The organism is Pseudomonas sp. S11P7 (genome assembly GCF_023195435.1).
Classification (GTDB): Bacteria; Pseudomonadota; Gammaproteobacteria; order Pseudomonadales; family Pseudomonadaceae; genus Aquipseudomonas; species Aquipseudomonas fluorescens_G.
In genome coordinates, this window is record NZ_JALPKS020000002.1 from 3,020,792 (window position 1) to 3,034,725 (window position 13,934).

General features: G+C 61.0%; 12 protein-coding genes. 9 read left to right on the forward strand and 3 right to left on the reverse strand.

Features of this window, described 5'->3' with window-relative positions; genetic code table 11:
• Position 1: 1 nt before the first annotated feature.
• On the reverse strand, positions 2-1,708 hold the full coding sequence (locus M0746_RS13740) for a ShlB/FhaC/HecB family hemolysin secretion/activation protein (protein ID WP_258449569.1): 1,707 nt from the start codon (positions 1,706-1,708) through the stop codon (positions 2-4).
• Between the two features lie 220 nt (positions 1,709-1,928).
• Between M0746_RS13740 and M0746_RS13745 the strand changes: the two genes are divergently transcribed.
• From M0746_RS13745 to M0746_RS13775, 7 genes are all read left to right on the forward strand, one after another.
• Positions 1,929-2,747, forward strand: coding sequence for an alpha/beta fold hydrolase (locus M0746_RS13745; protein ID WP_208937779.1), 819 nt, complete (start codon positions 1,929-1,931; stop codon positions 2,745-2,747).
• A 235-nt stretch (positions 2,748-2,982) separates the two neighbouring features.
• A complete protein-coding gene (locus M0746_RS13750; RefSeq protein WP_258449570.1) occupies positions 2,983-4,302 on the forward strand; it encodes a flavin-containing monooxygenase in 1,320 nt (439 codons plus the stop codon).
• A gap of 51 nt (positions 4,303-4,353) precedes the next feature.
• On the forward strand, positions 4,354-4,770 hold the full coding sequence (locus M0746_RS13755) for a RidA family protein (protein ID WP_039763092.1): 417 nt from the start codon (positions 4,354-4,356) through the stop codon (positions 4,768-4,770).
• A 127-nt stretch (positions 4,771-4,897) separates the two neighbouring features.
• Positions 4,898-5,575, forward strand: coding sequence for a DUF1028 domain-containing protein (locus M0746_RS13760; RefSeq protein WP_258449571.1), 678 nt, complete (start codon positions 4,898-4,900; stop codon positions 5,573-5,575).
• On the forward strand, positions 5,572-6,720 hold the full coding sequence (gene argE / locus M0746_RS13765) for an acetylornithine deacetylase (RefSeq protein ID WP_258449572.1): 1,149 nt from the start codon (positions 5,572-5,574) through the stop codon (positions 6,718-6,720). The genes M0746_RS13760 and argE overlap by 4 nt, the downstream gene beginning before the upstream one ends.
• 160 nt (positions 6,721-6,880) lie before the next feature.
• On the forward strand, positions 6,881-8,296 hold the full coding sequence (locus M0746_RS13770; protein WP_258449573.1) for a purine-cytosine permease family protein: 1,416 nt from the start codon (positions 6,881-6,883) through the stop codon (positions 8,294-8,296).
• A 101-nt stretch (positions 8,297-8,397) separates the two neighbouring features.
• Positions 8,398-9,021: a glutathione S-transferase family protein gene (locus tag M0746_RS13775; protein WP_258449574.1), complete on the forward strand. Its 624-nt coding sequence runs from the start codon at positions 8,398-8,400 to the stop codon at positions 9,019-9,021.
• A 701-nt stretch (positions 9,022-9,722) separates the two neighbouring features.
• Here M0746_RS13775 and M0746_RS13780 read toward each other — a convergent pair.
• A complete protein-coding gene (locus tag M0746_RS13780) occupies positions 9,723-10,220 on the reverse strand; it encodes a winged helix-turn-helix transcriptional regulator (RefSeq protein WP_258449575.1) in 498 nt (165 codons plus the stop codon).
• Positions 10,221-10,319: 99 nt separating this feature from the next.
• On the opposite strand from M0746_RS13780, the gene M0746_RS13785 reads away from it, so the two are divergent.
• Positions 10,320-10,946, forward strand: coding sequence for an isochorismatase family cysteine hydrolase (locus M0746_RS13785; RefSeq protein WP_258449576.1), 627 nt, complete (start codon positions 10,320-10,322; stop codon positions 10,944-10,946).
• A gap of 24 nt (positions 10,947-10,970) precedes the next feature.
• Here M0746_RS13785 and ptrR read toward each other — a convergent pair whose 3' ends face one another.
• Positions 10,971-11,849 carry a putrescine utilization regulator PtrR gene (gene ptrR, locus M0746_RS13790; RefSeq protein ID WP_258451483.1) on the reverse strand — a complete coding sequence of 293 codons (879 nt, stop codon included), beginning with the start codon at positions 11,847-11,849 and terminating at the stop codon, positions 10,971-10,973.
• A gap of 105 nt (positions 11,850-11,954) precedes the next feature.
• Between ptrR and M0746_RS13795 the strand changes: the two genes are divergently transcribed.
• A complete protein-coding gene (locus M0746_RS13795; protein WP_208937787.1) occupies positions 11,955-13,346 on the forward strand; it encodes an aldehyde dehydrogenase family protein in 1,392 nt (463 codons plus the stop codon).
• Positions 13,347-13,934: the final 588 nt, after the last annotated feature.

A 13,934-nucleotide genomic window follows, 5' to 3' on the forward strand; every position in this document is an offset into this window, starting at 1 on the left:
ATCAGATGAAAAAGTCGAGGCGGAAATAGATCGGTGCTTCGCGCTCGGGCAGCGCATCCGGTCGTTCCAGGGAATGGGCAAAGGTCACGCTGGCGGCGACGTGCTGGCCGCGGGCGAACAGCTCCAGCGAGTTGCTCGACATGCGCCCATGCTGATCGCCGTTATAGCGATCATTGGCAATCACACCCTGGTCGTAACCGAGGCTGGCGCCGTATTCGGCGAACACCGGTTGCAGCCAGTCGGCATTCACCGGTCGGCTCCAGCGCAGGTCGTTGCGCCAGTAACCACCGCTGTCGCCGGACAGCGACTGGTCCTTGTAGCCACGGATCGATGACGATCCGCCGAGGCTGGTGCGCTGCGAACTGAACAGCACGTCTTCGCTGCGTTGGCCGGTCATCAGGCTGCTGAAGCTGAACGACTCGCCCCAGAGCTTGAACGGCTGCAAGTAGCTCAGGGTTGCGCTGTATTTGCGGTAGCGCGCTTCGGGTTCGCCGGGGCCGGGATCGTGGCTGCCCTGCGCATCGAAGGCGCCAATGCCTTCCTGCATGCCGGCGTCAAAATTGACGAAGGCACTGCCTACGCGGCGACCGTGGTTGAAACCAAACTGCGCTTCGCTGATGCGGTTGCTGCTCAGCTTGAGCTTGCTGTCTTCAATGAAGTTGTTGGTGCGCAGGTACGACAGGCCGGCGCTGAGGGAAGTCTTGCTGACTGAATCGCGATGGATCACCCGCTCGGCGCGCAACTGATGGTTTTCGCTATCGCCGGTCTGCTTGAAGTTGTAGCCGTTGGCGGCGATCTGCGAACGGTATTCGCTCTGGCTGTAGGTGTAGCTGAACGTCCACCAGCCCCACGGCAGGTTGTAATTGAGCATGGCGTTATTGGAGGTGTGCTGATGGTCACTCATCGCATCGTGGCCGCCGCGCAGGCTCAACTGATCGGCCAGGCCAAGCGGGCTGTCCCAGTCGAACGTGGTGCCCCACTGCTGTTCGCCGGTGCTGCGCTGACCGTCGTTGCTGCGCGACAGACCGGCGCGCCATGGCTTCTGCGGGTTGTTGGTCACACGCACTTCACTGCCGCCGACGTTCTGCCCGGGGGCCAACTCCATTTTTGCCTGATTGGACGGCAGGCGATTGAGCTGATCGACCATTTGCTCGATCTCGCGCAGGTTGACCAGTTCACCGGTCTTGCCGGGAAACGCCATGGCCAGTTCGCGATCGGAGAGCCGACTGTTCTCGGCGCCCTTCATACCTTCGAGCCGGCCTTCGACCACCAGCACTTGCAGATGCCCGCTGGACAGGTCCTGTTGCGGCAGATAGGCGCGGCTGGTGACCAGGCCCTTCTCGATGTAGTGATCGGTGATGACTTTGAGCAGCTCATTGAGCTGGGGTACACCGAGGCATGCGCCGATATATGGCGTGAGCAGGTGAGTCTTTTCGCCCTCGCTCAGGCTGTCTGCGCCTTTGAGTTCGATGTCCTTGATCAGGAAACAACGGGTATCGGTGGGCGCTGCCGGTTGCGCAGGCTTAATGTCCTTACCGGGCAGATCCTTGAGTTCTTCGAGGCGGCGCTGCTGCTCTTCGAGCAGGCGATTCTGGCGGTCGCGGATAAGGTCGGTTTCACCGGGGGTGGGTGCAGCAACGGCGATCTGAAGCGGAGAAAGGCACAGCAACGCTACGCACAACCGCGCCACGAGGGCGGGTGAGGACATGTTCGATCCCTCGAGACGAAAGTGACATCAAAATAGTGGCGCGATATTAGATGGCCATCATTTTGACGTCAAACTTATGTTCTACCATTGGTCGGGCTCGAGGCGATGTTGCGCGGGTAAACCAGCACCTGCGTACAAGTGTGAAACCGCGCTTGCGCAGATAGTGAACGCTGCCGATTAGGCATTCAGTCGTACCCACACACGATCACAAGGAGTTTTCATGAGCACCTTCAAGACCCAAGACGGCACCGAGATCTATTACAAGGACTGGGGCAGCGGCAAACCCGTGCTGTTCAGCCATGGCTGGCCACTGGACGGCGACATGTGGGAATACCAGATGGAATACCTGAGCAGCCGCGGCTATCGCACCATCGCTTTCGACCGTCGCGGGTTTGGCCGCTCTGATCAGCCGTGGACCGGTTATGACTACGACACGTTTGCCGATGATATCGCCGGCCTGATCAACCATCTGGACCTGCGCGACGTGACCTTGGTCGGCTTCTCCATGGGTGGCGGTGACGTCAGCCGCTACATCGCCCGGCACGGCAACGAGCGCGTAGCAGGTCTGGTGTTGTTGGGTGCGGTGACGCCGCTGTTCGGCAAGAAGCCCGACTTCGCCCAAGGCGTCGACAAATCGGTGTTCGACGGAATCAAGGCCGGCCTGCTGAAAGACCGCGCGCAGTTCATCGCCGATTTTGCCGCGCCGTTCTATGGCACCAATCAAGGCCAGACGGTTTCCGACGGCGTGCTCACGCAGACCCTGAACATCGCGCTCATGGCGTCTTTGAAAGGTACGGTGGATTGCGTGACCGCGTTCTCGGAAACCGACTTCCGCCCGGACATGGCCAAAGTCGATGTGCCGACGCTGGTGATCCATGGCGACGGTGACCAGATCGTACCGTTCGAAACCACCGGCAAACAGGCCGCCGCGCAGATCAAAGGCGCCGAGCTGAAAGTCTATGCCGGTGCGCCGCACGGTTTTGCCGTGACTCATGCGCAGGCGTTGAACGAAGATTTGCTGGCGTTCCTGCAGCGCTGACAAAACTGCCCGGGCGATGAAGATTTCTTCGTCGCCCGGGCACCTTGCTTTGCTCGGGCTCGTCGCCCATCCCCCGTATTCACAGGCTTTCGCCGCGCTGCATCAGAATTTTATCTTCACATCCCAGCTTAATAATATTTTACCGATATCCCCCCTCTCCCTAGTCTGACCTCAAGCCAAACGGACAAGCCAACAGCGGCCCGAATCCCACTGCCTTGCTAGGAAGGATGTAGAGATGACCACTGACATAACAACAATCGACACGCTGATCGTGGGTGCTGGCCAGGCAGGCGTCGCGATGAGCGAACACCTGAGCAAACTCGGCGTGCCACACCTGGTGCTGGAGCGCAGTCGCATTGCCGAACGCTGGCGCAACGGGCGCTGGGACTCGCTGGTCGCCAACGGCCCGGCGTGGCACGACCGCTTCCCCGGTCTGGAATTCGATGACGTCGATCCCGACGGTTTTGCGCCGAAGGAACGCGTGGCCGATTACTTCGAAGCCTATGCGAAGAAATTCAACGCGCCGATCCGCACCGGCGTAGATGTCAAAAGCGTGGTGCGCAATGTCGGTCGCCCCGGCTTCACCGTCGAGACCTCGGAAGGCGTGATCGAAGCCAGCCGTGTGGTCGCGGCAACCGGGCCGTTCCAGCGGCCAGTGATCCCGCCGATCGCACCGCAGGACCCACGATTGCTGCAAATCCATTCCGCTGATTACCGCAACCCGCAGCAGCTGCCGGAAGGCGCGGTGCTGGTGGTGGGCGCCGGCTCATCCGGGGTGCAGATTGCCGATGAACTGCAACGCTCCGGCAAACAGGTCTACCTGTCGGTCGGCGCCCATGACCGGCCGCCGCGTGCCTATCGCAATCGTGATTTCTGCTGGTGGCTGGGGGTGCTGGGCGAGTGGGATCAAGCGGCGATGAAACCGGGCCGCGAGCACGTGACCATCGCGGTCAGCGGCGCTCATGGCGGGCGCACCATCGATTTTCGTGGCCTGGCCCATCGCGGCATGACCCTGGTCGGGGTTACCGAGTCATTCGAAAACGGCGTGGTGAGCTTCAAGCAGGACCTGCTCGAAAACCTCAATCGCGGCGACGAAAATTATCTGGCCCTGCTTGATGCCGCTGACGCTTACATCGAGAGCAATGGCCTCGATCTGCCGCAAGAGCCAGAGGCGCGTAAACGCTTCGCCGACCCTGAATGCGTGAAAAATCCGCTGCGCAATCTGCATCTGGCCGAGGCTGGCGTGACGTCGATCATCTGGGCCACCGGGTTTGCCGTGGATTATTCCTGGCTACAGGTCGCGGCTTTCGATGACAAGGGCAAACCGGTGCATCAGCGCGGCGTGTCGGCTGAGCCGGGGGTGTATTTCCTCGGTCTGCCCTGGCAGTCGCGTCGCGGTTCGTCGTTCATCTGGGGCGTCTGGCATGACGCCAAACATGTCGCCGATCACATCGCGACCCAGCGCAAATACCTCGAATACCGCGATGCCGAACAGCGTGAAGCCGCGTTGCATTCAGCAGTCCACAGCCCGGTCGCCGACGCCGTCGACGCCTGATTTCTTTCGCGGCGCCAATGGCGCCGCCCAACCTGTTTTGAGGAGCGGCACATGAGCCAGCCTACACACACGCGCATCCGCATGTTCAACACCAAGGACACTTACCCGAACCAGACGCTCGACAACGATTTGTGCCAGGCGGTGCGCGCCGGCAACACCGTGTATGTGCGCGGTCAGGTCGGCACTGATTTCGACGGCAATCTGGTCGGTCTGGGCGACCCGCGTGCGCAGGCCGAACAGGCCATGCGCAACGTCAAGCAACTGCTCGAAGAAGCCGGCAGCGACATGAGCCACATCGTCAAGACCACCACCTACCTGATCGACCCGCGCTACCGCGAGGCGGTCTATCAGGAGGTCGGCAAGTGGCTCAAAGGCGTGTTCCCGATTTCCACCGGGCTGGTGGTATCGGCGTTGGGGCAACCGCAGTGGTTGATGGAGATTGATGTGATTGCGGTGATTCCTGAGTAAGGCATCAGACCGCGTCAGCCTTCGCGAGCAGGCTCGCTCCCACAGGAGAATGCATTTCAATGTGGGAGCGAGCCTGCTCGCGAAGGGGCCAGAAAGGACAAACAAATTTCTGAGAAGGATCACCCGAATGACTTTTTCCATCACCGCCCGCTGCGCCGAAACCGGTCAGTTCGGTGTCGCCATCAGTTCCTCCAGCATCGCCGTCGGCGCCCGTTGCCCCTGGCTGTTGCCGGGCGTTGGCGCGGTGTCGAGCCAGAACATCACCCTGCCCTCACTCGGCCCGGAAGTGCTCGGGCTGCTGGAGCAAGGCTTGCATCCGGATGCTGCCCTCGACCAAGTGCTCACGCGCAACGGTTACAGCCAGTATCGGCAGATCACCGCGATCAACCATCTCGGCGAGACCGCGCATTTCAGCGGTGCGCAGACCCTCGGCGTGCACCATGCCGTCAGCGGCGAACAGTGCGTGGCCGCCGGCAACATGCTCGCCGGGCGTGAGGTGATCGAGGCAATGGTCAGCGCATTCGACGCCGGCGAAGGCCAGTTGGCCGACCGCTTGCTCGCCGCTCTGCACGCGGCTCAAGCCTTGGGTGGCGAAGCCGGGCCGGTGCATTCGGCCGCCGTGGTGGTGGTGGGCGAGCAGACCTGGCCGATCGTCAATCTGCGCGTCGACTGGGCCGATGAAGACCCGATCGGTCAATTGCAAAAGCTCTGGAACGCCTACGAACCGCAGTTGCAGGATTACATCGACCGCGCCCTCGATCCGGCCAGGGCACCGGGCTATGGCGTTGCCGGGGACGATCGATGAACAGCGTCGAACTGCTCAAGGTGCTGGTGGGATTCGACACCACCAGCCGTGAGTCGAATCTGCAACTGATCGAGTTCGTCCGCGATTACCTCGCCGGGTTCGACGTACCGTGCGCGCTGATCTACAACGATGAGCGCAGCAAGGCCAACCTGTTCGCCACGATCGGCCCGGTGGATCAACCGGGCATTGTCTTGTCCGGGCACACCGATGTTGTGCCGGTCGACGGTCAGCCGTGGACGCTGCCGCCGTTCGAACTCAGCGAGCGCGACGGTAAATTGTTTGGCCGCGGCACGGCGGACATGAAGGGTTATATCGCGTGCGTGCTGGCCCTGGTGCCGGCGCTGATCACGACGCCGCTGCGTCTGCCGGTGCACATTGCGCTGTCCTATGACGAAGAGGTCGGCTGCCTCGGCGTGCGTTCGTTGCTTGAGGTATTGCAGCAGCGCCCGGTCAAACCATTGCTGTGCATCATCGGCGAGCCGACCGAGCTGAAACCGGTACTCGGCCACAAGGGCAAACTGGCGATGCGCTGCGATGTGCAAGGTCATCCGTGTCATTCGGCCTATGCGCCGCTCGGGGTCAACGCCATCGAATATGCCGCCGAACTGATCGCTGAACTGGGCCGACTCGGCCAGCAACTGAAAGCGCCGCAGCATCACGACGCGCGCTTCGATCCGCCTTACAGCACGGTGCAGACCGGCGTGATCGGCGGCGGCAAGGCATTGAACATCGTGCCGGCCGATTGTCGTTTCGATTTCGAGATCCGCGCCCTGCCCTCACAGGACCCGGCACTGGTTGCCGAAGCATTGAAAGACTTTGCCGAGCGCGAAGTGTTGCCGCGCATGCGTGCGGTCAGTGCGCAAAGCGATATTCGCTTCCGGGCATTGTCGGCGTATCCGGGGCTGGTCACCGATGCGCAGAGTCAGGCCGCTGAGCTGATTGCAGCGTTCAGCGGTTCTCGAGAATTCGGCACGGTGGCGTTCGGCACCGAGGGCGGACTGTTCGATGCCGTTGGCATTCCTACCGTGGTGTGCGGCCCCGGCAGCATGGATCAGGGGCATAAACCCGATGAGTTTGTCAGCCGTGGGCAACTGCACGCCTGCGAAGAAATGCTTCAGCGGATGCTCGCATTCATCAGCCTCTGACCCCTTCGCCGAAGCCTGTTTTTTTAGGGTTTCAAGCAACAAACTTACTAATTTATCTCCCGCCTCACTTTGCACATGATCACTCCAACAACAAGTGCGCCGTCCGTGCCGGCGCTTACCGAAGTACGTCCACGTACTCAACCTTGCCTTGGAGTTCGTCATGGCTAGCGCAACCGCTTCTTCCGCTCCGCTCATTGAAAAACACACGATAGGCTACGTGCCTCCTGAAGATCGCCACGGCAAAGTCAGGGATCTGTTCACGCTCTGGTTCGGCGGCAACATCGCACCGTTGCCCATCGTCACCGGAGCGCTGGGCGTGCAGCTGTTTCAGCTGAATCTGCTCTGGGGCATCGTGGCAATTCTCGTCGGCCATCTGGTCGGCGGCGTGCTGATGGCGCTGCATTCGGCGCAAGGTCCACAGATGGGCATTCCGCAGATGATCCAGAGCCGTGCGCAGTTCGGCTCGCTCGGCGCCTTGCTGGTGGTGTTGATTGCCGGGGTCATGTACATCGGTTTTTTCGCCTCCAACATCGTCCTCGCCGGCAAGTCGCTGCACGGCGTGGTCGACAGCGTTCCGGTGCCGGTGGGCATCGTCATCGGCGCGCTCGGTTCGGGGATCATCGGCATCATCGGCTACCGTTTCATCCATGTGCTCAACCGCATCGGCACCTGGGTGCTGGGCATCGGCATCGTGGTCGGTTTCGGCTATATCCTGACGCACATTCAGACCGATGATTTTCTCACGCGCGGTAGCTTCAACCTGTCCGGCTGGCTCGCCACGGTGTCGCTGGCGGCGTTGTGGCAGATCGCGTTCGCGCCCTACGTGTCGGACTATTCGCGTTACTTGCCGGCTGACGTGAAAGTGTCGTCGACCTTCTGGACGACCTATCTGGGTTCGGCACTGGGTTCGAGCCTGTCGTTCGTGTTCGGCGCCGTGGCAGTGCTGGCGACGCCGGTGGGCATGGACACCATGGACGCGGTCAAACTCGCCACCGGCTCGATCGGCCCGCTGATGCTGGTGCTGTTCCTGCTCAGCGTGATCAGCCATAACGCGCTCAACCTGTACGGCGCGGTGCTGTCGCTGATCACCTTGGTGCAGACCTTCGCCTATCGCTGGATTCCCACCGCGAAAAGCCGAGCGGTGATTTCGCTGATCGTCCTGCTGGCGTGCTGCTTTGCCGCTGTCGGTGCGTCGGCAGATTTCATCGGCCACTTCGTCGACATGGTGCTGGTGCTGCTGGTGGTGTTGGTGCCGTGGACGGCAATCAACCTGATCGACTTCTACGCAATACACAAAGGTCAGTACGACATCCAGTCGATTTTCCAGATCGATGGCGGCATTTACGGACGCTACAACCCGCAGGCCTTGCTCGCTTATGTGATCGGCATTGCCGTACAGATTCCGTTCATGAACACCCCGCTGTACGTCGGCCCGGTGTCGGCGCACATCAACGGCGCGGATCTGTCGTGGCTGGTGGGTTTGCTGGTGACTTCGCCGCTGTACTTCTGGCTGGCCAGTCGCGATACCTCGTATCGTCGACGGATGATGGGCGCGAAGCTGGCGAGCAGTCTGTGAGCAGTTGACCAGACTGAAAAAGGAGGCCCGCCGGTGTGCGGGCCTTCTGCATTGTGCTGTGGTATTTATGGGTTTGTGTCGACTCTGTGGAAGGACAAGCCATGTTGCGAATACTCGGTAAAGCTTCGTCGATCAACGTGCGCAAGGTGCTGTGGACCTGTGCTGAATTGAACATCCCGTTCGAGCGGGAAGACTGGGGCTCAGGGTTTCAGTCAACGCACACGCCAGAGTTTCTCGCGCTCAATCCGTGCGCGATGGTGCCGGTGATTCAGGACGATGATTTCACCCTGTGGGAGTCGAATACGATCATTCGTTATCTGGTGTCGCGCTATGGCGGCGCAGCTCTGTATCCCGCTGAATCGCAGGCGCGGGCGCAGGTCGATCAGTGGATTGACTGGCAGGCTTCGGAGATGAACCGGTCGTGGTCGTATCCGCTGATGGCGCTGGTGCGCAAATCCCCGGAGTACCAGGACAGCGCTGCGCTGGCCGCAGGTTGCCGGGACTGGGCGCGGAACATGGAGATTCTGGATCGGCAATTGCAGAAGACCGGGGCTTACGTCAGTGGGCAGGAGTTTTCTCTGGCTGATATTCCGATCGGGCTGTCGGTCAATCGCTGGTTCGAAACGCCGCTGGCGCATCCTGATTTTCCGGCGGTTAGCGCTTATTACGAGCGGTTGAGTTTGCGTGAGGGGTATCGGTTGTATGGGCGCAATGGGACGCCGTGAGGGGTTGAATCTGGTGGAATGCCCGGGATTTTTTGACGCTGCAAAACCTGTGGGAGCGAGCCTGCTCGCGAAGGCTTTCTTTCAGGCGGTGAGTTTTTTTGGTTTGGGTACATATCCGTTGCTTCGGGTGTTGCTTATGGCGGTTTCGCCCTTACGGCGAGTCCCTTTTTCAAACGCCAAAAAGGAACCAAAAGGCTTTGCTCCTACGTACGGCCCTCGCAAGCTCGGGTCCCTTCGCTCCGGGATCGATCCCGGCGCAGCGGCTACGGTTTGCTTCGCTGCACCTCCTTCCGCTGTGTACGACTTCGTCGTACGGTCGCTGCGCTCCCACGCCCGGATCAATCCCTACGCTCAGCCTTCCGATGTCGCTGGTTAGGCAAGATCAAAAGCACTCGAGCTGGCGCTCATTGTAGAGTGGTGTGAAGCGTCGCATGGCTTGGGATTTGCGGTGGATTCGCCCCTCACCCCAGCCCTCTCCCCCTGGAGAGGGAGCAGATCTGCGTTGGCTTTGGAAATTGAGTACGACTCGGTATTTCAAGTCGGCGTAACTTTCGCATCCACCAAGGTCAGTCCCCTCTCCCTCCGGGAGAGGGCTAGGTGAGGGGCTTTTGATTTTCGGACTGAGTTCCAGCATCCCCCGGCAATCCAGGCTGAACCAGACGCTCGCTGCGCTCCCACACCCGGGCTAATCCCGCGTTTTGTCATTTACTCTTGAACGCCTCGCGCCGCGCCTGGCGTTCGGCTGCATAAGCCTCTTGTGGCTGGCTGATCAGGTCTTCCCGGCGTAGCGGTTCGCCGCAATGTGCGCACAGCGGCCCGAGACCTGCGGGGTGGTTGCAGGGTTTGTGGGTGAAGATCACCGCCAACCCTTCCTCGGGCACTTTGCACCAGGTTTCGCCCCACGCGCGCAAGGCCAGGATCACCGGGTAGAACGCTTCACCTTTCGCGGTGAGGTGATACTCGTAGCGTTTCGGCCGTTCGTTATACAAACGCCGCTCGACCAGACCGTCCGCCTCCAGGCATTTGAGACGCGTGGCAACCATTTGCGGGGTGCCGCCGGTCTGGGCCTGGATCTCGTCGTAGCGATGATTGCCCATGAACAACTCGCGCAGAACCAGCACGGTCCAGCGATCACCGACGATGTTTTCGGCCCGTGAAATCGGGCACAGCGTGTCGGGCGCGCTATCGTTGTTTGTCATCAGGGCTTGCCTCTTTCACAGTTACTATGATTATCATATCAACACGATGCCGGGACAAGCCCTGCGCACCGCTCTTTCCTTTTCGTGGAGCAAGCCGCCATGTCGAACCCTGTTTACCCGCTGGACCGCACCGCTTATCTGCTGGTCGATCCGTACAACGATTTTCTTTCCGAGGGTGGCAAGGTTTTCCCTTTGCTCAAACCCATGGCGGAGCAGAACGGCCTGCTCGACAACCTGCGCAAACTCGACCACGCGGTGCGCAGCCTGCGGATTCCGGTGGTGATCGTACCCCATCACCGTTGGGAAAAAGGCGACTACGAAAACTGGGATCACCCCACACCCACGCAGTGCAAGATCATGCACATGCACCATTTCGCCCGTGGCGAATGGGGCGGCGAATGGCATCCGGATTTCGCCCCGCAGGACGGCGACATTGTCGTTCAGGAGCATTGGGGCTCAAGCGGATTTGCCAACACCGACCTGGATTTTCGCCTGAAGCAGAAAGGCATCACCCACGTCATCATCGTCGGCCTGCTGGCCAACACCTGCATCGAAGCCACCGCCCGCTATGCAGCGGAACTCGGCTACCACGTCACCCTGGTACGCGATGCGACCGCCGCGTTCAAAGCGGAAATGATGCACGCCGCCCACGAGCTCAACGGCCCGACGTTCGCTCATGTCATTACCGACACCGAGGCGTTGATCACCGGCCTCGAGTCACAATGAGCACATGCCTGACCGCGGCCTCGGTCAGGCATCCGCCGGCACCACTCCGCGCTCTTCGAGCAAGCGCACGAACATGCTCAAGCTGCGTGACACCGTACCCCGACGCCAGACCAGCCAGGTCGTCAGGTAACGAAAATCCGCGGTCAGCGGCCAGACGCTGACGGTTGCGCTACCGGGCATGCTTTGCAGCATTCTGCGCGGCATCAGCGCCAGCCCGGCGCCGGCACTGACGCAGGCGAGCATGCCGTGGTAGGACTCCATTTCGAAGATCTTGCCCGGCACGGCGGCATCGGTGCTGAACCATTTTTCGAAGTGATGCCGATAGGAGCAGTTGGAACGGAAGGCGTAAATGTTTTCGCCGTTCACATCCGCCGCACGCTGCACCGGTGCGTGGTTGAGCGGCGCGATGATGACCATTTCCTCCTCAAAGGCCGGCACGCCTTCCAGGGTCGGATGCAACACCGGGCCATCAACGAACGCCGCCGCGAGGCGCCCGGACAGCACGCCGTCAATCATGGTGCCGGAAGGCCCGGTAGACAGGTCGAGATCGACTTTCGGGTGCAACTGGTTATACGCCGCCAGCAGTTCGGGTATGCGCACCGCTGCCGTGCTTTCCAGCGAGCCCAGGGGAAACGCACCCTGCGGTTCTTCACCCGCGACCGTTGCCCGCGCCTCCTGCACCAGATCGAGAATCCGCCGCGCGTACTCAAGAAAACTCCACCCGGCCGGTGACAGGCGCAAACGGCTTTTCTCGCGGATAAACAAATCAACGCCCAGGTCCTGCTCCAGTTGCTTGATGCGCGTGGTCAGGTTCGACGGCACGCGATGGATCTGCGTGGCGGCGGCGCTGATGCTGCCATGCTCGGCAACGGCCTTGAAGATTTCCAGTTGCACCAGATCCACAGACATTCTCCAATCGTGAAAGAAACGATCTTTATTATTCAGTTTCCAGAAAACAAACGCCACCCTACTCTAGGCCCATCCACTGAACATACGCAGGACGACGCCATGAGCCAGATTTCCAGCCAGACCCACGCCATCTCGATCAACCCAGCGACCGGTGAGCAGATCGGCCACTATGCATTCGAATCCGCTGCCGCCCTCGATGCTGCGCTGACCCGCGCCGCCTACGGCTTCGGCAAGTGGAAACGCAAGCCGCTGCAGGACCGCTCTCGCTTGCTGACCGCCCTCGCCGGCTCGCTGCGCGACACCGCTGAAGCCATGGCAACCATGATCACTCTGGAAATGGGCAAGCCGATTGCTCAGGCCCGCGGTGAAATCGAAAAATGCGCCAAGCTCTGCGAGTGGTACGCCGAACACGGCCCCGCCATGCTCGACGCTGAACCGACTCAGGTCGAAGGCGGCAAGGCGCGCATTGAATACCGCCCGCTCGGGCCGATTCTGGCGGTGATGCCGTGGAACTTCCCGATCTGGCAGGTGCTGCGCGGCGCGGTGCCGGCGCTGATCGCCGGCAACACCTATGTGCTCAAGCATGCGCCGAACGTGATGGGCAGCGCTTACCTGCTGCGCGACGCGTTCACCCGCGCCGGATTCGCCGACGGCGTGTTTGAAGTGATCAACGTCACGCCAGAAGGTGTGTCGACCGCCATCGCCGATCCGCGCATTGCCGCGGTTACCCTGACCGGCAGCGTCCGCGCCGGTATGGCCATCGGTGCTCAGGCCGGTGCAGCCCTGAAAAAATGCGTGCTGGAACTGGGCGGCTCCGACCCGTTCATCGTGCTCAACGACGCTGACATCGATGAAGCCGTGCAGGCTGCTGTCATCGGTCGCTATCAGAATTCCGGTCAGGTTTGTGCAGCGGCCAAGCGTCTGATCATCGAGGAAGGCGTGGTCGAGGAGTTCACGCGTAAGTTCGTCGAAGCCACACGTCAGTTGAAGGTCGGCGACCCATTGGCAGCCGACACTTACATCGGCCCGATGGCGCGTTTCGATCTGCGCGACGAACTCGACCAGCAAGTACGTGACACCCTGGAAGAAGGCGCAACGCTGCTGCTCGGCGGCAGCAAAACGACAGGCCCGGGCAACTACTACGAACCCACCGTGCTGGCTGACGTCACCGACCGCATGACCTCCTTTAAACAGGAACTGTTCGGCCCGGTCGCCTCGATCATCACCGCCCGCGACTGCGCCCACGCCGTGGCGCTGGCCAACGACAGCGAATTCGGCCTGACCGCGACGATCTACACCGCCAACGTGCCACTGGCCCAGCAACTGACCAGCGAACTCGACACCGGCGGCGTATTCATCAACGGCTACTCCGCCAGCGACCCGCGCGTGACCTTCGGCGGCGTGAAGAAAAGCGGTTTCGGCCGCGAACTTTCACACTTTGGTGTTCGCGAGTTCTGCAACGCGCAGACTGTGTGGCTGGACCGTAAATAGTAGCCAGCCCGCTGGCGATGGCGGAGTGTCAATTGCAGTTGCATTATCTGAGCGCCGCTATCGCTTGCAGGCAAAATCAAAAGCCCCTCACCCTAGCCCTCTCCCGGAGGGAGAGGGGACTGACCGCGGTGGATGCGAGAGCGACGCCGACCTGAAATACCGAATCGAACACAAAATTTGAAAAGCCCAAAGATCGGCTCCCTCTCCCTCGGGAGAGGGCTGGGGTGAGGGGCGAATCCACCGAATATCTCAAGCCATGCGACGCTTCTAACCACTCAACAATGAGCGTTAGCTCGCGTGCATTTGATCTTGATCTTGCCTAACCAGCGACATCGGAAGGCTGAGTGGAGGGATCGATCCGGGCGTGGGAGCGCAGCGACCGTCTGGCGCAGCCAGACACAGCGGACGTAGGTGCAGCGAAGCAAACCGTAGCCGCTGCGCCCGGATCGAACCCGGAGCGAAGGAACCCGAGCCTGCGAGGGCCGAACGCAGGAGCAAAGCCTTTGGTTCCTTTTTGGCGTCTGAAAAAGGGACTCGCCGTAAGGGCGAAACCCTAAGCCGCCGTTACCGCAGCAACGGATATGTACA

What these genes read in the sequence shown, in the direction of transcription:
- M0746_RS13780 (WP_258449575.1), bottom strand. Translation starts at nt 10,220, where the DNA reads ATGACAAACAACGATAGCGCGCCCGACACGCTGTGCCCGATTTCACGG.
- M0746_RS13750 (WP_258449570.1), top strand. Translation starts at nt 2,983, where the DNA reads ATGACCACTGACATAACAACAATCGACACGCTGATCGTGGGTGCTGGC.
- M0746_RS13785 (WP_258449576.1), top strand. Translation starts at nt 10,320, where the DNA reads ATGTCGAACCCTGTTTACCCGCTGGACCGCACCGCTTATCTGCTGGTC.
- M0746_RS13745 (WP_208937779.1), top strand. Translation starts at nt 1,929, where the DNA reads ATGAGCACCTTCAAGACCCAAGACGGCACCGAGATCTATTACAAGGAC.
- M0746_RS13775 (WP_258449574.1), top strand. Translation starts at nt 8,398, where the DNA reads ATGTTGCGAATACTCGGTAAAGCTTCGTCGATCAACGTGCGCAAGGTG.
- M0746_RS13760 (WP_258449571.1), top strand. Translation starts at nt 4,898, where the DNA reads ATGACTTTTTCCATCACCGCCCGCTGCGCCGAAACCGGTCAGTTCGGT.
- argE (WP_258449572.1), top strand. Translation starts at nt 5,572, where the DNA reads ATGAACAGCGTCGAACTGCTCAAGGTGCTGGTGGGATTCGACACCACC.
- M0746_RS13795 (WP_208937787.1), top strand. Translation starts at nt 11,955, where the DNA reads ATGAGCCAGATTTCCAGCCAGACCCACGCCATCTCGATCAACCCAGCG.
- M0746_RS13755 (WP_039763092.1), top strand. Translation starts at nt 4,354, where the DNA reads ATGAGCCAGCCTACACACACGCGCATCCGCATGTTCAACACCAAGGAC.
- M0746_RS13740 (WP_258449569.1), bottom strand. Translation starts at nt 1,708, where the DNA reads ATGTCCTCACCCGCCCTCGTGGCGCGGTTGTGCGTAGCGTTGCTGTGC.
- M0746_RS13770 (WP_258449573.1), top strand. Translation starts at nt 6,881, where the DNA reads ATGGCTAGCGCAACCGCTTCTTCCGCTCCGCTCATTGAAAAACACACG.